Consider the following 20,699-nt stretch of genomic DNA (forward strand, 5'->3'; position numbering starts at 1 on the left):
GTCGCCCGGGGATCGAGGCCGCGCGCGCGCGGCGACGGTGGGGCACGGGAGGCGCCGCGGCGGGCCTGGAACGGCTTCCCTTCCGTTCGCGGAAGGGGTACAGGGGATGTGCGCCGCGCGACGGGCGGCCAATCCTTGTCCGAGATCACCCGAAACCTCGCTCGCGGCGCGTGCCTGCGGGATCACCACGAAGATTCTTGCGTGGAGGAATCATGAAGCGCTCTGCTCGATATGCCACGGCTCTCCTCACGCTGCTCGCCGGATCCGCGGCGCGCGCGAATGACATGGAGCTGCCGAACTACCATGCCTACGACGACGCCCCGGCCGTTTCCGTGAGCCCGCTGCAGAGCCTGCACGGAGCGGGAGTCGGCGGCGTGACGGGCGTGGACGAGAAGCGCGGCGTGCCGACGTTCTTCTGGGCGCCGAAGGGCGGCTGGAAGGCGCCGGGGGCGATGACGGCGACGCCCGCGGCGTCGGCGCGGCTCTACCTCGAGCACTACGCGTATCTCTACGGCGTCGGCAAGAACGCGATCGACGCGGCTGTGCCCGCGGTGGTCAACGACGTGACGGGCGGGGGCATCATCGTGGTGTTCCGCCAGAACGTCGACGGGATCGAGGTCTTCCAGAACGACGTCAAGGTGCTGATGACGCAGAGCCGCGAGCTCGTGGCGATCGCCGGCAACCTGCACCCGTCGGCCACGTCGGGCATGAAGCGCGGCAAGAACTTCTCGCTGAACGCCGAGACGGCCGTCGCCCGCGCATTCAACGATTTCTTCGCGACGAAGGTGCCCGCGAGCGCGTTCAAGAACAAAAAGCAGCCCGAGCACGGTTATGACTTCTTCGACCTCGTCGGTACGCCCGAGACGGTGGCCATCGAGCTCACGCGGCCGGCGCGCATCAAGAAGGTCTATTTCCCGATGCCGGATCGGCTGGTGTCGGCGTATTACGTCGAAATCTGGGGCGGCCAGAAGGGCCTGCACAACGACGAGCTCTACGCCTACGTGATCGCCGCGGACGACGGGCGGCTCCTCATGCGCGCGGATCGGACGCACGAAGCGGAGTACACGTACCGCGTCTGGTCGGACGGCGCGCCGAAGTACACGCCGACCGAGGGCCCGATGGCGGACTACGCGCCGCATCCGACGGGCAACCCCGACGGATCTGCGCCGGGGTACATCGCGCCGGTCCTCATCACGATCGACGGCTTCAATACGAACCCGGGAGGGGGGTTCGATCCGTGGCTGCCCGTGGGCGCGACGGAGACGTCGGGCAACAACGTCGACGCGTACGTCGATCACCAGGATCCGGACGGCCTGAGCGCGGGCGAATATCGCGCGGACGTGACGGCGCCGGGCGTCTTCGACCGCGTCTACGACACGGCGGCGAACCCCGACGTGACGCAGGATCAGGTGAAGGCGGCGATCACGCAGCTCTTCTTCCTGAACAACTACCTGCACGATTACTGGTACGACTCGGGCTTCAACGAGGCCGCGGGCAACGCGCAGGTGAACAACTACGGCCGCGGCGGCCTCGGCAATGACGCGATCAAGGCCGAGGCGCAGGACGGCTACCACAACGCGACGCCGTCGCTCGACAACGCGAACATGAGCACGCCGTCCGACGGCACCCAGCCGCGGATGCAGATGTTCGTCTGGAGCGGCCCGCCGAACGCGAGCCTCACCGTGAACCCGGGCGGCGCGACCTATCCGACCGGCGTCGCGAGTTTCGGTCTGCAGACGTTCAACATCACGGCCGATGTCATGGCCGCGCTCGACAACTCCACGGAGACGACGAACGCGACGCCGGGCACGTTCACCGACGCCTGCCAGGCGCTCGTCGGGAACTATACCGGGAAGATCGTGCTCGCCGACCGCGGCTCGTGCGATTTCAACGTGAAGGCGGACAACGCCGAGAACGCGGGGGCCGTCGGCATCATCGTCGCGAACCACCTGACGCCCGGCCTGCCGCCGAGCCCGATGGGTGAATCGGATCCGCCCATTCCCGTCGCCATCGGCGCGCTCGGCGTGACGAAGGACGTGGGCGACGCGCTGAGGTTGGCGCTTCAGGTCGGGCCGGTCAGCGCGACCATGTTCCGCGGGGACAACATCAAGCGCGACGGCACGATCGACAACGGCGTCGCCGCGCACGAGTGGGGTCACTACATCCACAACCGCCTCGTCGCGGTGGGCTCGGTGCAGGCCCGCGGCATGGGCGAGGGCTGGGGCGATACCGTCGCGCTGCACATGCTCATTCGCGAGGGCGACAATCCGAACGGCGTGTACGCGACCGCGGTGTACGGCGGCGCGACGTTCGGCGACAGCGCGTATTTCGGGATCCGGCGTTATCCCTACACGACGGACTTCACGAAGAACGCGCTCACGTTCAAGCACATCCAGAATGGTGAGGCGCTCCCGGTCGGCATTCCGTCGCAGCCGATCGCCGCCGATAACGCCGAGGTGCACAACACCGGCGAGATCTGGGCGACGATGGTGCTCGAGGGCTACGCGAAGATCCTCGAGGACGCCTATTCCGCGACGCCGCGGCACACGTTCGACCAGGCCAAACGCAAGATGGCCAATTACCTGACCGGCGGCATGCAGCTCGCCCCGGCGAACCCGACGTTCACCGAGCAGCGCGACGGCATCCTCGCCACGGCCATCGCCGCGAACGTGGACGACTTCCAGGACCTCGCGACCGGCTTCGCCCTTCGCGGCGCCGGCTCCTGCGCGGTCTCGCCCCCGCGCAACTCCACGACGAACGTGGGCGTGACCGAGAGCTTCGAGGCGGCGCCGCAGGCGGTGATCGTTTCGGCGAACATCGACGACAGCGTGCTGTCCTGCGACAACGACGGCGTTCTCGACAACAGCGAGATCGGTCTGGTCACCGTCGAGGTGCGCAACCAGGGCTGGGCCCCGCTCGTCGGCGGCACGGTCACGGTGAGCTCGACGAACCCGAACGTGTCGTTCCCGAACGGCGCGACCGCGGTGCTCCCGTCGACGAACATCCTCGCCTCGAATGTCACGACGTTGCAGATCGCCCTCGCGGACTCGGTCGCGGCGATCACGGATCTGCAGCTCAAGGTCGACGTCTCCGCGCCCGGATCCTGCGCGCCGACGGTCAGCTCGTCGAGCGTGCGCAAGGCCCATTTCGACAGCGTGCCGAACAGCGCGACGCAGGAGCTCTGGGAGAGCAACATCGAGACGTGGACGGCGAAGAACGCGTCGGGCCCGAGCAACAAGTGGGCGCGGGTCCGGCCGCTCACGACGTCGTCGAACGTCGTCGGCCACGGCGAGGCGAACGCGGGCATCTCCGACGAGCGGTACGAGTCGCCCGACTTCGTGGCGGGCAATGGCAACGTGACGATGTCGCTCGTGCACCGCTATCAGTTCGAGCGGAGCGGCACGCCGGCCGTGAACTGGGACGGCGGCATCATCGAGCTGAGCCAGGACGGCGGTCAGACCTGGGTCAACATCAATACGTTCGCGAACCTCGGCGCGAATTACAACGGCACGATCGGCACCGCGACCGCCGGCAATCCGCTCCTCGGCCAGAAGGGCTTCACCGGGCAGAGCGCGAACTTCACGAGCGGCACGAACATCACGACGAGCATCAACCTCGGCACCCAGTTCGCCGGCAAGACCTTCAAGATCCGCTTCCGCATCGGCACGGACGAGGCGGTCGGCACCGAGGGGTGGTTCGTCGAAAGCCTGTCCGTCACGGGCCTCGCGAACATGCCGTTCTCGAGCATCGTGTCGGATCAGGGGACCTGCGACGAGCAGAACCTGCCGCCGGTCGCGAACGCCGGTCCGGATCAGGTCGTGACGAGCGGCGATACCGTGAATCTCACGGGGCTCGGGAGCTCGGATCCCGATAACGATCCGCTGACGTACGCGTGGACGCAGCAGGTCGGTCCGGGCGTGTCGCTGAACGGGGCGAGCAGCGGGAATCCGGACTTCGTCGCGCCGAACGTCGCGATGGATACGCTCCTCACGTTCCAGCTGGCCGTGAATGACGGTCAGGCCTCGGCGACGGACACGGTCGACGTGCTCGTGCAGCCGCCGGCCGGGACGAGCAGCTCGAGCTCGAGCGGCACCGGCGGAATGGGCGGCGCCGGTGGCGCCGGCGGTATGGGCGGCACCGGCGGTATGGGCGGCACCGGCGGTATGGGCGGCACCGGCGGTATGGGCGGCGCTGGCGGTATGGGCGGCGCCGGTGGTGCCGGCGGTATGGGCGGCACCGGTGGTATGGGTGGCGCCGGTGGTGCCGGCGGTATGGGCGGCACCGGTGGAATGGGTGGCGCCGGTGGTATGGGCGGCACCGGTGGTATGGGCGGCGCCGGTGGTGCCGGCGGTATGGGCGGCACCGGTGGTATGGGTGGCGCCGGTGGTATGGGCGGCGCCGGTGGTACCGGTGGCATGGGCGGCGAGGGTGGTGCCGGTGGCGCGGGTGGCGTCGGCGGCGGCATCAGCGCCGGTGGAATGGGCGGCGAGGGTGGTGCCGGCGGCGCGGGCGGCAGCGGCGGCGACGACGAGCCGGTCGTCGTCGGCGGTTGCGGTTGCTCCGTGCCGGGCGACGAGGCGCCGGCGCGCGGCGTGGGCGCCGTGGGCGGCTTCCTCGCAATGGTGGGCGCGTTCCTCGCCAAGCGCCGCCGCAGCAGCAAGCGGTCCTGAAAGGGCCGAACCGGCGAGGCGCGAGCCATCGCGCCCCGCCGAGCCCGCCCGCGTCGTCCTCGCGACGGCGCGGGCGGCGCCTTTTTGTGGCGGCCGCGGGCTCAGCGTCGCGTCAATGCGCGGCCGGGTGGCGCGCCACGACCTCGAGCGCGCCCTCGAACGGCGCGGGCTGGGCCGCGAGGGCGCGGACGAGGTCGTTCATCGAGGGCAGGTCGTCGGCGACGAAGACGAATCGATACACGCCGGGGCTCTTCTGCGTCGAATACACGAACGCGCGCGCGCGCCGGGCCTCGGCGGTGATCGCGGCGACGGCGGCGGCGCCGATGGGCTCTTCGAAGCGGGCGAGGTCGGCGACCTCGGCGTGTGTCACGAAAAACGCGCCGCCCCAGTGCGGGCGCGAGGCGAAGAGATTCGGGGTCTCGGGGGCGCGCATGGCGTCGGAGGCGGTGGCGCCGCCGAGCGAGGAGGCCATGGCGGCGCCGTCGAGGGCGTGGAAGGCCGGCCAGAGCCCGGGCGCGACGACGGCGACGAGGGGGCGGGCGTGGGCCAGGGGCGGCAGGCCCTCCGGGAAGGCTTTGCGGACGGCGGCGAGGAAGCCGGGGGCGAAGCCGGGGTCGTGCAGGCCCTTTCCCTCGGCGAGGCGCGCCTCGAGGAAGGGCAGCGCGGCCTTGGCGACGCGGTCGATGGTGGGCTCGGCATAAAGGCCCATCGGCGCTTCGAGCTTTCGGGACAAACCCGGCGGATCGAGCCGCTGCATGGCCTTGGCGGTGCCGAGCGCGGTGGCGAGGGCCTCGTCGAGCACGGCATACGAGGCCGGGGCGAGGGGGTCGTTCGTCTCGACGAACGCGCGGGAGAGGGCGGCGAGGCGCTCGTCGGTCGCGGCGGCGTGCAGGTGGTGCAGCATTTCGTGGACGACGACGGGGGCGCGGGCCTCGGGCGTCTCGCCGGCGGGCATTTCGATGACGGCGTGGCCGCCGATCTGGCGGGCGGCGTCGACGGAGCGGTGGGCCGGGCGGGCCATGAGGTGGAAATGGAGCGGGGCGCCGTCGGGGAGGTCGGCCTGGTAAAACCCGACGAGCGCCTCGACGTGGCTCGTGAGGCCCTCGCGCTGGAAGAGGTCGGCGAGCTTCTCGGCGGACGCCTCGCAATGGGCGCGGCCCTCGCGCTCCCAGTATCGATCGAATCGAGGGCGGAAATGGTCGACGAGGGCCTGGGCGCGCTGCGCGTCGGCGGGCGTGGTGACGAGGCCGAGGAAACGGACGTGCTCGTCGGGGGTGCGGGCGACGAGGCCGGCGATCGCGAGGCGTGCGGCGACGGTGCGATCGGCGTGGGGCAAAGGGAGGGGGGCGACGGGGGCGGGGCGGCGGAGCTCGATGCGGCCGTTCCAGGATTCGCGGATCTCGCGGAAGGCTTCGAGGGCGCGGCGATCCTCGTCGTCCCAGCCGAGATCGTTCTGCCAGAGGGCCTCGTAGGCGGCGCGGGAGCAAGGGTGGCGGCCGGCCATGCAATCGAGCTGGTAGACGAGATTCGGGAGTGGATCGGCGTGGAAGACGAGGCGGAGCTTCTCGCCGCGGGCCTCGCGCTCGAACGAGGGGCCTTGTGTTGGCGCGGGCTTCACGGCGTCCGCGGCGCGGTCGGGCGGGGCGGGCGCGGCGGCTGCGTGCCGATCGGCCTTCGGCGCGGGAGAACATGCGGCGAGGCCGAGGAGCGCGAGGCGGACGAGGGAGCTCTGCGCGAATCGAGGGGCCGGGGGGGAGGCCATGTGCCGTGAGCGTGGATCGAATCGAGCAGCCGCGCTCGCGCCGTGGAGCGGCTTTTGCGTGTGGAAATAGGGAATGGATCACCTTGTTACCATGATGTCGCGAAAATGGTGTTCGCGGGATTCGATCTTTCCGTGGTAGGGTGATCTCTGAAAGGGGATCCTTGCCATGATCAAGATTCGATCTTTTCTTCCCGTCGCGCTCGTTGTGGGGGTGGCGACGCTCTCGGCGGCATGCACGGACGAGGGAGAGAACGGGGCCGGCGGAAACGCGGGAGCGGGCGCGACCGGCGGGATGGGCAGCACCGGGGGAATGGGTGGCACGGGCGGAATGGGCGGCGCCGGTGGAATGGGCGGCGCCGGTGGAATGGGCGGCGCGGGCGGCATGGGCGGGGCCGGCGGCATGGGCGGGGCCGGGGGCGCGGGCGGCTCGATGGCGGCGCCCGATCTGGATACGAGTCTGGTGTGGTACGGGCAGAACCGCGAAACGCTCGACAAGATGATCGACGAGGTCGGGGTGAACGGCGCGTCCTACGATCCCACGCAGAAGCCCGTCGCGATCTTCGATTGGGACAACACGGTCATCAAGAACGACGTGGGGGATCTCGTGTTCTTCTGGCTCGTGAAGAACGACAAGATCATGCAGCCGCCGAACAAGGATTGGCGCACGACGAGCCGTTTCTTGACGAATGAAGCGCAAAACGCGCTGAACAAGGCGTGCGGATCGCTGGTCGCGGCGGGAATGCCGCTGCCGACGAGCACGAACGCGGAATGCGCCGACGAGATTCTCGCGGTGTACACGACGGGCAAGACCGTGGACACGAAGGCGGCGTTCGAGGCCTGGAACTATCGCACGATGGAGCCCGCGTACGCCTGGGCCGCGCAGGTGCAGGCGGGATACACGCCGGCCGAGATGAAGGGATTCGCGAATACGGCGATCGAGGAGGGCCTCGCCGCGGCGGAGGGGTCGAAGCAGACGATCGGGACGACGTCGGTGAATGCCTACGTGCGAATCTACGATCAGATCAAGGACCTCATCGACGTGATGCAGAAGAACGGGCTCGACGTGTGGGTGCTGTCGGCGTCGCCGCAGCCGAACGTGGAGGCGTTCGCGGAGCGGGTGGCCGTGGCCGCGGATCACGTGATTGCGATCCGGAACCTGCTCGACGGGGGAGGGAAGCTCACGTACGACTTCGAGGGGTGCGGGTCGGTCGCGGATGGCTCGGGGAACGGCGGCAGCCCGATGGGCAATACGATGATCACGTACATCGAGGGCAAACGCTGCTGGATGAACAAGGTGATCTACGGGGTGACCGGCCCCGAGGCCGAGAAGCCGAACGTGGACATGAAGAAGCGCCCGGTGTTCGGCGCGGGCGATTCGGATACGGACATCTCGTTCCTGCAGGACGCGACGGTGCTGAAGCTCGCGATCAACCGCAACAAGAACGAGCTCATGTGCAACGCGTACGCGAACTACATGGACAAGTGGATCGTGAATCCGATGTTCATCCTGCCAAACCCGCAAAAGGCGGCGCCGTACCCGTGTTCGACGACGGGCTGCAAGGACGCGGCGGGCGTCGGGATGGCGTGCTCGAACGAGGCGGGGGAGGCGATCCCGGATCAGATGGATACGGTGTTCTGATCACGCGTCGGCCGAGGGGAGGGCTCCGCGCGGGGCCCTCCCCGGGCGTTCAAGGGTTCCGCACGCAACGAAAGCCGAGCCCGGGGACCTCGTAGGTGTGAATGGCGGCGCCACGAAACGCCGTCTGGATGCCGAGGTTCGATCGATTCCAGCCGCCCCCGCGCACGACGTGCACGAGCACGCCGGGCTTTTGCACGTGGGGATCCGTGACAGGGCCTTCGCCATATTTGGCGTAGGTGTCGTCGCACCACTCCCAGACATTGCCCGCGAGGTCGTGGAGCGTGCCGGTGGGCCAGGGGCGGTCGCCCTTCGGATGTGAACGAACGGGCGAGGTGCCGCCGCCATGGCAGCCAGAGTCGCCGCCGGGTGAGACGAGGACGCCAATCGTGAAATCGGCGTGCTCGCAGGTGGGCTCGTCATTGCCCCAGGGCCATTTGCGTCCGTCGCCGCCGGTCGCCGCCCACTCCCATTGCGCCTCGGTGGGCAGGTCTTTCCCTTGGGCCTTGCAATACTTCTTCGCCTTGTCCCAGGAGACCTCGTTGGCCGGGTGATCCGGGCGGCGAGGATAGTTCGCAAAGACTTCGAGGCTCTTCGGCGGGTCGCAGGTCTTCGCGTCGACACACGTTTTCATGGCGGCGACGGTGACCTCGGTCTCGTCCATGCAAAACGGGCGGGTGAGGACGACGCGGTGGGGACGATCGGAGTCGGGCTGGTGCCCCTTGCGGAGGCGGCGCGCGCCGCCATTCAAGGTAAAACCCTTGCCCATGACGAAGCCGTCCGGGCCGGTCTTCGGGATGTAAACCTCGCCAGCAGGGCAATGCGGGACGCACGCGCCCGTGGCCTCGTCGCAGCGCTCGATCGAGGCGCAGGCGACAGCGGCGCAGCGGGAGGGCTCGGGCGGCGGCGCAAGCGAGGGGACGGGCGCGGGCGCAGGCGGCAGAGAGGCCGCAGGCGCGGGCGGGGAAGGCGCGGGCGAGGCGTCCGGGGAGGAGCAAGCGGCGGCCCCGAGGAAGAGGGCCGCCGCAGGGAGGAGCAGGCGCGAGGCCAAGCGCAGGAGGGAAGGATCAGTCGAGGCCGAGGCGCGCGCGGACGTCGGCATACGCGTCGCTCACCGAGAAGACGATGAGCTCGCGAGCCTCGGCGTTGCGGCCGATCCAGGTGAGGCGCTCCTTGCCGGAGGCGGGAGGCTGGTTCGTGTGGCCGCCCGCCCAGGCGATGCCCGTGAGCGCGATGTTGGGATCGCCGACCGCGAGCAAGCCCGCGCGCGCACCCCAGCCGTTCACCGCGGTGTTGAGCGTCGAGGCGCGGTTGCCGATGTTGGCGATGACGTCCGTCGCGAGCGTGCGCACCTGCGCATCGAGGTTCGCCGGGAGCGCCTTGGCGACGCGCGCCGAGGCGTCGTTGAGCTTGGCCGGGTCGACGCCTTGCGGGGCAAACCCAGGGCTCAACGCCTTGAGGTACGCGGCGAGCAGCGGCCAGAGGTCGATCGGCGCGGTGCGCGAGAAGGCCGTGGCGTTCGCCTGGACGACCTTGAGCGCGCGGTGGACGAGGAACGAGCGAACGGCCTCGTTCGTCGAGGCCACGAGCGGCGCGCCGAGCACGATCGTCGGCGGATGCGCGCTCGCGGCGATGCACACCGAGCCGAGCGTGGACGACTGCAGCACCTTGAGATCCTCGATCCCGTAGGCGCGGGCGAGGTCCTTGATCTCCTCGGCGAGGTGCGCCTGCGGGGGCGGGAAGGGCGTCGCGCGGACCGACGTGACGTCGAACGGCACGGCGGCGTCGAGCATCGGCCCGGTGCGCTGCAGGAGGTCGCGGAAGGCCGGGGTCATCACGTCGGGAGCGAGGAGCTCGTCGAGCGCGATGTCGCCGGCCGCCGCGCCCGCGCCCGCGAGATCGACCGCGCCGCCGTCGAGGGCTAGCACGCTGCCGCGCGCGATGCGCGCGACCTCGGGCCGGCCGCGCAGATCGGCGACGGTGGCGACGGTGCTGAAGAGGTACGGCTCGAAGCGGCCGGTGCCGAGCGCGCGGCGCGCGTCGGCGACGGCACGATCGAGCAGGACGTTCGCGGCCTGCGCCTGATCGGTGCGCTGGTAGAAGCTCGCCAGCGCGCCGAGCGCGACGTCGTCCTTGGGCCAGGTCTTGCGCGCCTGGAGCAAGGTCTGCTCGGCCTTCTTGAGGTCGCCCATCGCCTCGTAGATCTCGGCGAGCTGCGTCGTGCGACGGCACTTCGCTTCGGGCTCCTCGACGTTGTTGATGAGGATCGTCTGCTGCTCGAGGGCCTTCGCCGTGTCGCCGAGGTTCTTGTAGAGGTCGACGAGGCGCTCGCGCGCGAGCTCGTTGTTCGCGAAGCGCTTCAAGACCTCCTGGTAGGAGAGCTCGGCGCGCTCGGCGTTCGGCAGCGGGCCGTTGTAGAGGTCGCCGAGGCGCATGTAGAGCTCGGCCTGACGCTCGGGCTCCGCGACGAGGCGCGCGAGCCGGATCCAGGCCTGCTCCGCGCCGCCCCAGTCCTCTTCCCTCGCGCAGACGTCGGCGAACGCCGTCAGAGCCTCGACGTGGTCGGGGTTCTGATCGAGCGCCGCCGCGAGGGCCTGCTTCGCCGCCGCCGCGTCGCCGACGTCGGCGAGCGCGCGGCCACGCAGGACCTCCATCTCGACACGCTCGGCCGGATCCGTGACGGCGTCGAGGCGTCGTTCGAGCAGCGCCGCGAGCTCGGCCCGCGCGCCGCCGGCGACATAGATTGCCTGCAAGCGCTGGAAGACGTCGAGGTACGAGGGATCGACCGCGAAGACGCTCTCGAAGGCGCCGCGCGCTCGCTCGGTCTCGCTCGTCTTGTCGGCCCAGAGCACGGCCGCGAGGTAGAGGTTGCGCACGCGCTCCTCGGCCGTCGCGCTGGTCTGCGCGGCAGCTTCGAGCGCGGTCGCGGCGCCCACGGCGTCGCCGATCTGCTCGAGGGCGCGGGCTCGCTCGAGGTGCACCACGAGGTGACCAGGGACGAGCTCGATCGCCTTGTCGAGCAGCTCGCGGGCCTTCTCGGTTTGACCCGCGCGCGCCGCGGACTCGGCGGCGCGCAGCGAGAGCGTGGCGATCTCGGAGGCGCGCTCGGTGCGGTTCGCGAGCTCGAGATCGGCCTCGAGTGCCGTCGCCTCGTCCCCACGCGCGCGGGCATGCGCCGCCATCTGGCGGAGTGCCCAGAGCCCGCGAGGCTCGTTGCGATAGGCGATCTCGACCGGCTCGCGCGTCTCGTCCCAGCCGAGGACGCGCAGGCGCAGGCGCGCCGAGAGGTGCGCGTGCGCGATGGCCTCGGGGCCTTCGAGCGTCCTCGCGAGCGTGAAGACGACCGGCTCGAGCTCCTCGTCGCGGCCGCCCGCGATGAGGGCGCTCGCGACGCGGCGGAGCGTCGGCAGGTGCGACGGCGTCTCTTCGAGGATCGTGCGACGCCAGAGCAGGCCGCTCGCCGCGTCACCGCGGCCGAGCTCGTCGAGCTCGGCGAGGCGCTCGTACGCCTGGAGACGCTCGACGGAATCCTCCGTCGCGCGGGCGTACTGCAAGAGGCCGTCGACGAGATCACTCGTGCCATGGCCCGCGAGCGCGGCGCGGTACGCGCAGAGCGGCGCGAGGAGCGTCTCGCCCGCAGCAATGGCCTGCCGCGCGAGGGCCGCGGCCTTCTCGAGGTCGCCGTCGCGCTCGAACTCGAGCGCGGCTTCGAGCGAGAAGCGCGCGGCATCGGGGCCCGTGGAGGCGACGGCGCGCTCGGCGCGCCAGGACGCACGATCCGCGGGACGCTCGGGCGAGAGGCGCTCGTAGAGCTCCCGCAGGCCGATGTCGTCGGGCCGCGCCGTGAGCGCCTGCGCGAGCAAGCGCGCCCCGTGCGCGGCGCCCTCCGGCGTGATGAGCGCCTCGCGCACGAAGTCGCGGGCCTGCTCGATCGGATCCTCGCTCGCCTGACGGCGGAGGTGGAGCCACTCGATGAGGCCGTCGCGATCGCCCACGCCGCGCGCCGTGCGCTCGCCGAGGTGCACGGAGAGCGGGAGGCGCGCGTCGATCTCGGCCGCGCCGCGGAGGAGTTTGTCGCGCTCGTCGTCGATCGAGGTGTCGGGCACCTCGACCTCGAGCAAGCGGATCGCCGCCTCCGTGAGCAGGAGCGCGGCGCGCGTGCCCGGCTCGATCGATTGCGCGAGGCCGGCGAGGACGCTCGACGCGGTCGCGGCGTCGGCGCCGGTCGCGCGAGCGCGCGCGGCGCCTTCGTGGGCCGGATCCGACTGGCGAGCGCGATCGTACCCCTCGGCCGCGAGCTCCGCGTCGCCCGCGAGCTCGGCGAGGAGTGCGCTCGCGAGCGCGCTGTCGCGGTCCCCGTCCTCTGCGCCGCGCCACGCGGCGACGGCGCGGGCGACCTGCGCGCCGGCCTTCGACTCGAGGTCGAGCTCGAGCTTGAGCGCGCGGCCCGTGCCGCTGTCGGCGGCGTACTCGTTGTAGCCGAGGATCGCCGCGGCGAGGGCGTCGCTCTCGCCGAGGAGCTTGCCGTCGGGGCGCGCATCTCCGAGGGCGCGGCCGAGCGCGGCGGCAGCGCGCGCGTTCGGGCTGCCCGCGCCGATGACGCTGCTCGAAGTCGCGTCGGCCTCGCGGGAGGCCGCGCTCGCCGCGGCGAGCAGCGGCGCGAGCTCGTCGTCGCCCGCGGCGGCCTCCACGGCCTGCTCGAAGAGCTCGCGCGAGCCTCCGGTGAGCGCCGTCAACGAGAGGCGATCGGCAGCCGAGAACGCGATCGTGTCGCTGCCCTCGACGGCCGCGCGCGCCGCGGCGGCGTCGCCGAGCTCGATCGCGCGGGCCGCGAGGGCGCGCCGCGCGTCGGCGTCGTGCGTGCCGTCGAGCGCGCCGCGCAGGGCGTCGATCGAGCCGGGACGCGTGTCCTTGCGCGCGGCCGCGAGCATGCCCGCGAGCCAGCCCGCGCCGCCCTTGAGGGAGGCGGTGCTGTGCAGGCGCCCGAGGCTCGACACCGCGAGGGACACGTCGCCCGATTCGAGCGCCGCGCGCGCACGGAGGAGCGCGTCGTACGCGGAGACGACGCCCCGGAGGCCACGCGGCACCACGCCGCGGTGGATCGCGACCTGCGTGAACGCGTCACGCAGCGCCGAGAGCTCGCTCGGCTCCGGCGCGCGCACCTTCGTGAACGTGTCGTCCGCGGCGCCGAGCGCCTCGCAGAAGCGCTGCACGTGCGGGCGTGGATCCGACGTGAGCGAGCGCTGGGCCAGATCCATGCGCTTCTGCGCGCCTTCCTCGTCCTCCTGGCGGATCCGCAGGACCTCGGCGCCGAGCACGGCCGCGTGGGCGCGCGCGGTCGGCGTGGGTGCGATGCGCGCCTCGGTGTCGAGCACATCGATCGTGCCTTGCCAGTCCTGGTCGCGCGCGAGCAAGCCGCGGAGCTGGCGATGCGCGAGCGGAGAGCTCGGCGCGAGCTCGCGCGCCTCGGCGGCAATCGCGCGCGCGGTCTGCTCCTCGCCTGCCATCGCGTAGATCTCGGACACCGCCACGAGCGCTCGCGCGCGCGCGGCCTTGTCCTCCATCGCCTCCGCTTCGGCGCGCAGCCACGCGGCCCGCTCGGCCCACGCGTCGCGCTGCTGCGTGCGCACGAGGTGCGCGCTCGCGTCCTGCTCGTCGTCGAACGTGGGCGCTCCCGCGACGGGCGCGCGCTCGCGACGCGACGGCGCCGCAGGGACGTCGTCGTGGGCTTCCACCTCGGTCACGACCGCGGCCACCGGCGTCTCCACGACCGACGGCCCCGCGGGCGTGACCGCGTCGTGGGCGCTCTCCGCCGCGGCAGGCGGCGCCTTCGTCTCGTCGACGAGGGCCTCCACCAGCCCGTCCTCCTCGGGGACCGTGGGCATCTCGTGCCGCGCGTCCTCTTTCATGCGCGAGCTCATCTCGCCGATCTCGGGCTCGTTGCGGGAGTTCCGCAGCGACTGCATCAGCTCGTCGGGCACGTGCGCCATGATGGTCGCCGCGTCGTCGTCGTCGTCGTCGATCGCGTCCTCTGCGAGGTCGATCTCGTCTTCGGGCTCGCTCACGGGGCTTTGATCCTTTGCTCCAGAGTCGTCGCTCACCGGACACCCATGCCGAGCTTCTTGCGCAGCTCGAGGTAGCTGGGGGAAAGCACGAACGAGAGAAGGCGGCGCGAGCGCTCGTTCTCGGTGACCACCGAGCCGAGCTGATCCCGCGGCACGTTCACGATGTCGCTCAGCACGATCGAGACGTCGCCGGCGGCGATCACCGCCATGCGATCCAGGCTGCGCCGCGCCGCGTTCGTCCACGCGCGCGCGTCCTGCTTGCTCGACACGACCTTCTGGCAGACCTCGCCGATGCTCTTGCGGATCTTGCGCGAGATCTCCTTGTGCACCGCGCGCTGGATCTCGCCGTAGACCGCGTACCCGGGGTTCGCGACCTTGATGTCGACCTCGTTGCACGCCGCGATGACCACGGACGCGACCGTGGCCTCGTCGCGCGTGCGGAGCGAGGTGATCCCGCGCCGCAGGGCGAAGACCGTCCGCGCGATGGCCGAGCGCGCTGCCGCGTCGAGCGGCGCCGTGATCCCGGACCCGATGACGATCGCGGGCACCTCGCCGGCGACGCCGTGCACGCCCTTCGGCTCGGGGCCGCCGACGTAGAGCTCGAAGTCGCCCTCGAAGCCCACCGCGCCCATCCACTCGGCGACCGCCACGCGCAGCGGGTGGCCGCCGCGCGAGTCGACGCGCTCCTTCTTGCCGACGTTCAGCGAGCCGAGCGTCGGGCCGAGCGCGAGCGTCACCGTCTCGGCCATGAGCACGAAGAGCTCCGCGATCGGGCCGTTGTCCTCCGGATCGGCGATCTCGGCCATGGCCTTCGCGTCGAGCACGATCTGGGGCCGCGTCGCGACGCGACCGTCGATCCGCTTGAGCTCCGTGGAGATCGCGTCGTCGTCGCGGCCGAGCGAGACCAGGCAGCCGAGCGTCGCCTGCCGGAGCGCCGCGTCCTGCCCTGCCTGCGCGATCTTCGCGAGCCGCTCGACGCGGTCGGCGTCGCACGGATCCTCGGACAGCTTCTGCACGAGCACGCTCTTCGCGCGGCCGAGCAGACGCTGGCGGAGCGACGCCTCGTAGCTCGTGGTGAGCACGAGATCGAGCGCCTCGCCGTCGTCCGGCGACTCGTCGAGCAGCTTCACGACCGAGGACTCGGCCTTGAGCGGCTCGTTGACCTTGTCGCGCCAGATGGCCATCGCGAGCCGCGCGGCCTCCATGCGACCCTCGCGCTTGTCGCGCTCCTGCATGAGCTGCTCGAGGATCGCCGTCGCGCGCGTCCAGGCGCCCGTCTTCGCCGCGACGCGCGCGAGGCGCTCGCGCACGGGCGGCGTGGACAGGCCCGCCTCGTGGAGACCCACGAGCACCTTGAGCGCCTTCTCCGGGGCGTTCAGCTTGTTCTCGTAGATGTCCACCGCCGCGACGCCGGACATCAGCCGCTGCTGCGCCGGCGCCTCACCGATGACCGAGAGCCGGCCGAGCAGATCGGCCGCCTCGGCGAACTTGCCCATCGTGATCGAGATCTCGCCGGCGAGCGCGAGCGCGCCGACGTGGTCGGGCTCGAGCATCGTGACGTTCTCGAGCGCCGAGAGCGCGCCCTCCCGATCGCCCTTCTTGCGGAGCACGCGCGCGCGCTCCCAGAAGAGCTTGCCGATCTCCGCCTCGTCGTCGGCGACGTCGAGGCGGCGCCCGATGATGTCGAGCAGCTTGTCGTCCTCGTTGCGCGAACGTACGCGACGGAAGAGTTTGTCGAAGGCGACGCTCCGGCTCGGATCCCGATCGAACGCGCGGGCGAACGCGATCTCCGCGTCGTCGTGCGCGTCGGTGTGCTCGAGCAGGATGACACCCGCCGACTCCCAGAACGCCGCGCCGCGCCCGTCGTCCTTGCTGAGGGCGCCGAGCTGCGCGAGCGAGAGCGCCGTGGAGACGTGATCGCCGAGCGCCTCGCTCGCGGCACGCACGCCCTCCCACGACACGATGTCGTCCTGGCGACGCTCGACGGCCGCGCGGAAGGTGGCGAGCGCCGCCTCCACGTTGCCCGCCGCGAGCTCCGACCAGCCCGAGAGCGCCGACGCGTCGCTGCCCGCCTCCTCGCCGAGCGCGCCGCCCACGTGCTGCAGGGCGAACGCGCGGCGGCGCGGATCGCAGCCGGGCATCGCGAGCTCCAGGTTCGCGAGGCGCGTCGCGTCCGACGTCCCCGCGAGCAAGGGCTGCGGCGTGCTCGGCTGATCGAGCATCGCGACGAGCGCGGCCGACGCTTCCATCGCCGACCATGGCTCGTCGTCGAGGAACGCGCCCACCGCGCGGCGCGCGGCCACCTCGGCGTCGCGATCCTTCGCGGTGAGCGACGCGCCGAGCCACTCGAGCGCGGCGTAGAGCTTCGGCTCCGCGTCTGCCCAGGCCGCCGCGCGCGACACCGCCGCGCCCGGATCCTGATCGACCACGCGCGCCAGCCGGAACGCCTCGGCGCGGGCGATCGCCGTCGCCTCGTCGCCCTGATCCTCGAGCCGATCGAGCGCGCGATCGATCGCGGCCCGGTCACTCTGCGCATCAGGCCACGTCAGGCGCGCGAGCCCCGCGGCGACCGTGATGTCGCCCGAGCCCTCGGCCTCCGCCGTCTCCAGCGCCGTGAGCGCCTCGGCACGATCGCCCGCCTCGCCCTGGCCGACCTCCAGGCCGAAGCGCTCGATCGCGATGCTCGCCGGATCCGCGCCCGCCTCCGCTGCCGTGAGCAGCGCGCGGCGACGACCGTCGAGGCTGTCCGGATCGGCCCCGCGCAGCGCCCACGCGAGCAGCGCCGCGGCCGCCTTCGACGCGCTGCCGCGCGCCTGCTCGATGAGCTCGATCGTCTTCTGCCGATCGCCGATCCGCCACGTGAGAAGCGCAGCTTCCAGGTAGAGCGCGGCGCCGAGCTCGATGTCCTCGGTCATCGTCGCGCACGTCGACAGGATGTTCGACGCGGCCGCGAGGTCCCCCGCGCGGCGCTCGAGCTCCACGAGGAAGAGCGCGACCACCTCGTCCGACGGGGACGCCTCGTGCAGCTCGCGCAGGCGCGCGCGCGCCTGGTCGACGTTGCCCGAGCGCGTGCTGCGCAGTGCAGCGACCACCCAGAGGCCCCGCGCGAGGTTCGGGTCCGTCTCGACCTTCGCGAGCTCCTCGATCGTCGACGCGATTGGCCGGACCGCGATCACCTCGCCCGGCGCGGCCTTCTTCGCGCCGAGCGCGTACGCCGCGAGCACGCGGCCGAGCCACATCGAGGCGTCGCCGTCGAGCATCGCGAGCTTCGCAAACGCCTCGGCCGCGCCGTCGGCGTCGCCCCGGATCGCGCGGCTCCGACCGAGCTCGAACCAGAGGCTCGCCTCTTCGCCCGGCTCCGCGCCGCTCGCGACGAGCTCCGCCGTCACCTGCTCGTACCACGCCGCGTCGCCGCGGACGGAGGCGAGGGTGCGGGCGATCCGCGCGAGCAGCGGGCCCGGCGTACCGAGCGCCGCGGCCCGACCGATCGCCGCCTTCGCGGCGTCCGAGTCGCCGGCCTGGCAAGCCCACACGTAGGCCGCGATGATCTCCGCGCGCGCCTTCGCGTCGTTCGTCGGGCACGACGCGCCCGACGCTTCGAGCGATCGCGCGAGCGCCGCCGGATCCTGCGCGTCGCTCAGCAGATCGAGCTCGAGCGCGCGCGCCATGATCGACGCCGGGTCGGCTTCGAGCGCGCTGCGCAGCGCTGCGAGGGCGCCGTCCCGGTCGTTGTCGAGCATCGCCGCCTCGGCGATGCGCAGCCAGAGCGCCGCCGCGGCCGGGCCCGGGGCGCCTCGCGCGAGCTCGGCCCGCGCGAGATCCGCCGCGCCCTTCGCGTCGCCGTTCGCCTCGAGCGACGCGAGCCGCGAGCGCGCGATGACCGACGACTGCGGCAGCTGCTCGGCGGCACGCGAGAGCAGCTTCACCCAGCCCTCTTGATCACCCGCGCGCCGCTTCAGCTCTGCCGCGCGCAGCCATGCGTCGGCCGCGTACTCCGCGCGCCGCGCGAAGCGGGGCACGCCGCTCGCGTCGCCGCGCCCTTCGTCCTCGAGGGCCTCCTCGATGAGCTGCGCTTGCCCTTCGAGGGCCCGCGCGAGCGCCGTCGGGTTGTCCTCGCGCGCCGCGATCGCTTCGAGCGTCACCTGCGACCGGAAACGGCCCTGACCATCCAGCGCGGCGGCCGCGTCGATCAGATCGTACGCGCGCTGCGCGTCGCCGGCCTTGGCCGACAGCTCCGCGAGCTCGATGAACAGGAACGCCTTCCACGTCGGATCGTTCGCGAGCTCGGCGCGCGCTTCGATGGCGCGCATGCGGCCGGGCAGATCCCCGTCCTTCGCCGCGATGAGCTCGAGCTCGAGCCACGGCGTCGGGTCCTCGGGGCTCGCGCTCACGGCCTCTTCGAGCGCTTCTTTCGCGCCCGGAAGATTTTGCTCGTAGTCCTGCAAGAACGCGGCGCGCTCCCAGAACGCGCGTGCGCGCTCCTCCGCGGTCACGGAGGCGCGTGTCAGCGCTTCGAGCAGCTTCCCGAGGTTCTTGATCGACTTGCGCCGGGTCAGGATCCGGACGAGGGCCTCGAGCGGCTCGCGGTTCTGCGGATCCGCGTTGAACGCCGCGAGGTAGTCCCGCGCGGCGGACGGCTCCTCCCCGTGCTTCTCCTCGAGGACGCCGGACTCGTGCAGGAGCAGGGCTTGGAGCGCCTTGTCCTCCTGCGCGGCGTGCTCGGACCGTAAACGATTGAGGAAGGCCGCCGCATCCTCGGCCTGGCCCGTGGGCATGGGTGTCTCTACCGTCATTGGGCTCGACGCGCCTCCCGCGGAGACGGGGTTCTGGACCATTGCATGCTGCGTGGGGAGACTAGCCAAACGGTGCGTCGGGAGTAAAGCGTGCTCGCGACGGATCGCGACGATCGCGCGCGCCGCCGCCATGCGCGGGCATTCCCGCGCGAGCACGTTCGCCGCGGCTGCCCCGATCCGTGGGCGAAAGCCCCGCGCCGGGCGCCCGTGGGGGCCCTGCCCGGTCCGCCCGCTCGCTCAGAGGGTGTTCCACAGGCTGCTGCGCGGCTCGATGCGTCGGTCGGCCTCGCTCGACGTACGGTGTACGCCTCGCTCGGCCTCCCTAGCCTCGAGCCGCTCGCGACGCCTGTGGAACACCCTCTCAGGCCTTGCCGAGCATCGCGTCGAGCTTCTCGTGCAGCTTCGACTCCACCACCGGGCGCATCGGGCGAAGCAAGAGCGGCAGCTCCACCCGGATCCGCACGGCCTCCGCGGTCACGCGCACCGACCCTCGCGTTCCCTTCGCGGGCCCGCTCGGCGCGTCGAGGCAGAGCTCGTCGCCTTCCCAGCGCCAGCGCACCCCACGCCGCTTCTCCAGCCGCCTCGCCAGATCCTCCGCGCGCCGCCGCGCCGCGTCCTGGCTCATGCCGTGGGGCCTCTGGATGTCGATCTGCGCCATCGCGTCCGTCCCCTCTGCCGTCGTGGCCTTACTCGACCCGCTGCACGATCCAGTAGCCGCGCGGCGTGTCCACCACTTCGCTCACCGCGCCCTTGGCCAGGCTGAAGAGAACATACTCCGGCGCGGGCTCCAAAATTCCGCGCGGCAGCCGCCCCGCGTTCTCCATCGAGCCCTTGTCGCCCTTCGCCACCGCCGCCTTGAAGTCCGTCTTCGCCTCCTCGGCGAGCTGCTTGGCGAGCGTCAGCGCCTCCTCGCGGGGCCGCGCGTTCGTCGGCGCGCCCTGAGCGCCCTTGTACTGCACGAGGATCACCCCGAAGATCACGGACTTCGGCGCCTCACCCGCGAGCGGCGGCGGCGCCTCTCCCGTGAGGAGCAACGTCCCGCCCGCGTCGACCGGTCCCGTCGGCTCCGCCTCGCCGCCGGGCTCCCCGCTCGCGCCCGCGTCCGAGGGCTCCGCGCCTGCGTCGGCGCTCGCCGTCGCGCCCGCGTCGCTCGTCGTGCCCGCGTCGGCCGTGGCGGCGTCGGTGGAAGTGCTTCCGCGGCGACCGGCTGCCGGAATGACGACGAGCGCGATGGCCCCGAGGACCAGCACGGCGAAGAGGAAGGCGGTCGCTTTCTGCATGGGGCGAGCGCGTTAGCACATTTCCCCGGCCCAGCGGAAGCGCGCGACGAATCCGCGCCGCTCGTCCGCTCGTTGCCCCCCGCGCTCGCGCGCCCTCGTCGTGTCGCAAAAGAGCCGCGAAGCCTCAAACCCTGGTAGAAGTGACCAACGCGGAACGATCGCGCGCCCCAGGGCCCCTCGAAGGCATGAGCATGGTCAAGGTCGAGTGCGACTCCTGTAAGTCGCCGTACGCGGTGGAGGAACGACGGATCCCGGCGACGGGGCTCAAGATGCGCTGCTCGAAATGCGGCACCAGCATCTTGGTGAAGAAGCCCGCGGCGCCGGCGGCGGGCCTCGGAGATGGCGAGGAGATCGATCTCCCCTCGCCGGTCGCGCCGCGCGCGAAGGGCGGCACGGAGCCGCTCCTCCCGCGCCCCGCGCCGGGCAAGGCGCCGGCCGCGCCGCTCGCGCCGAAGCCGCCCGTGCTCCCCGCCGCCAAGCCGAAGCCCGCCGC

9 protein-coding genes are annotated in these 20,699 nt (G+C 71.8%); 3 read left to right on the plus strand and 6 right to left on the minus strand.

Annotated features, from left to right (window positions below):
* Positions 1 to 212 precede the first annotated feature (212 nt).
* Positions 213 to 4,670 (plus strand): M36 family metallopeptidase, encoded by a 4,458-nt coding sequence (locus QHF85_RS31205; RefSeq protein ID WP_281331019.1) that lies wholly within the window; start codon positions 213 to 215, stop codon positions 4,668 to 4,670.
* A gap of 112 nt (positions 4,671 to 4,782) precedes the next feature.
* Here QHF85_RS31205 and QHF85_RS31210 read toward each other — a convergent pair whose 3' ends face one another.
* Positions 4,783 to 6,432 (minus strand): hypothetical protein, encoded by a 1,650-nt coding sequence (locus QHF85_RS31210; protein ID WP_281331020.1) that lies wholly within the window; start codon positions 6,430 to 6,432, stop codon positions 4,783 to 4,785.
* A 166-nt stretch (positions 6,433 to 6,598) separates the two neighbouring features.
* Here QHF85_RS31210 and QHF85_RS31215 point away from each other — a divergent pair, with 166 nt between their 5' ends.
* On the plus strand, positions 6,599 to 8,071 hold the full coding sequence (locus tag QHF85_RS31215; RefSeq protein WP_281331021.1) for an HAD family hydrolase: 1,473 nt from the start codon (positions 6,599 to 6,601) through the stop codon (positions 8,069 to 8,071).
* A gap of 49 nt (positions 8,072 to 8,120) precedes the next feature.
* Here QHF85_RS31215 and QHF85_RS31220 read toward each other — a convergent pair whose 3' ends face one another.
* The 5 genes from QHF85_RS31220 to QHF85_RS31240 form a co-directional block, all read right to left on the minus strand.
* Positions 8,121 to 9,170 (minus strand): formylglycine-generating enzyme family protein, encoded by a 1,050-nt coding sequence (locus QHF85_RS31220; RefSeq protein ID WP_281331022.1) that lies wholly within the window; start codon positions 9,168 to 9,170, stop codon positions 8,121 to 8,123.
* Positions 9,136 to 14,133 carry a hypothetical protein gene (locus tag QHF85_RS31225; protein ID WP_281331023.1) on the minus strand — a complete coding sequence of 1,666 codons (4,998 nt, stop codon included), beginning with the start codon at positions 14,131 to 14,133 and terminating at the stop codon, positions 9,136 to 9,138. Before QHF85_RS31225 ends, QHF85_RS31220 begins: the two co-directional genes overlap by 35 nt.
* A 32-nt stretch (positions 14,134 to 14,165) precedes the next feature.
* Positions 14,166 to 18,908 carry a hypothetical protein gene (locus QHF85_RS31230; protein WP_281331024.1) on the minus strand — a complete coding sequence of 1,581 codons (4,743 nt, stop codon included), beginning with the start codon at positions 18,906 to 18,908 and terminating at the stop codon, positions 14,166 to 14,168.
* Positions 18,909 to 19,287: 379 nt separating this feature from the next.
* Positions 19,288 to 19,584, minus strand: a complete 297-nt coding sequence (locus QHF85_RS31235) for a polyhydroxyalkanoic acid system family protein (protein ID WP_281331025.1) — start codon at positions 19,582 to 19,584, stop codon at positions 19,288 to 19,290.
* Between the two features lie 28 nt (positions 19,585 to 19,612).
* Positions 19,613 to 20,206 carry a peptidylprolyl isomerase gene (locus QHF85_RS31240; RefSeq protein ID WP_281331026.1) on the minus strand — a complete coding sequence of 198 codons (594 nt, stop codon included), beginning with the start codon at positions 20,204 to 20,206 and terminating at the stop codon, positions 19,613 to 19,615.
* A gap of 185 nt (positions 20,207 to 20,391) precedes the next feature.
* Between QHF85_RS31240 and QHF85_RS31245 the strand changes: the two genes are divergently transcribed.
* Positions 20,392 to 20,699 (plus strand): zinc-ribbon domain-containing protein (locus QHF85_RS31245; protein WP_281331027.1); only part of this gene is annotated, 308 nt, incomplete at its 3' end.

Origin of the sequence: Polyangium sp. 6x1 (genome assembly GCF_029946515.1) — a bacterium.
Lineage (GTDB): Bacteria > Myxococcota_A > Polyangia > Polyangiales > Polyangiaceae > Polyangium.

What these genes read in the sequence shown, in the direction of transcription:
- QHF85_RS31230 (WP_281331024.1), bottom strand. Translation starts at nt 18,908, where the DNA reads ATGCCCACGGGCCAGGCCGAGGATGCGGCGGCCTTCCTCAATCGTTTA.
- QHF85_RS31215 (WP_281331021.1), top strand. Translation starts at nt 6,599, where the DNA reads ATGATCAAGATTCGATCTTTTCTTCCCGTCGCGCTCGTTGTGGGGGTG.
- QHF85_RS31240 (WP_281331026.1), bottom strand. Translation starts at nt 20,206, where the DNA reads ATGCAGAAAGCGACCGCCTTCCTCTTCGCCGTGCTGGTCCTCGGGGCC.
- QHF85_RS31210 (WP_281331020.1), bottom strand. Translation starts at nt 6,432, where the DNA reads ATGGCCTCCCCCCCGGCCCCTCGATTCGCGCAGAGCTCCCTCGTCCGC.
- QHF85_RS31220 (WP_281331022.1), bottom strand. Translation starts at nt 9,170, where the DNA reads ATGCCGACGTCCGCGCGCGCCTCGGCCTCGACTGATCCTTCCCTCCTG.
- QHF85_RS31235 (WP_281331025.1), bottom strand. Translation starts at nt 19,584, where the DNA reads ATGGCGCAGATCGACATCCAGAGGCCCCACGGCATGAGCCAGGACGCG.
- QHF85_RS31205 (WP_281331019.1), top strand. Translation starts at nt 213, where the DNA reads ATGAAGCGCTCTGCTCGATATGCCACGGCTCTCCTCACGCTGCTCGCC.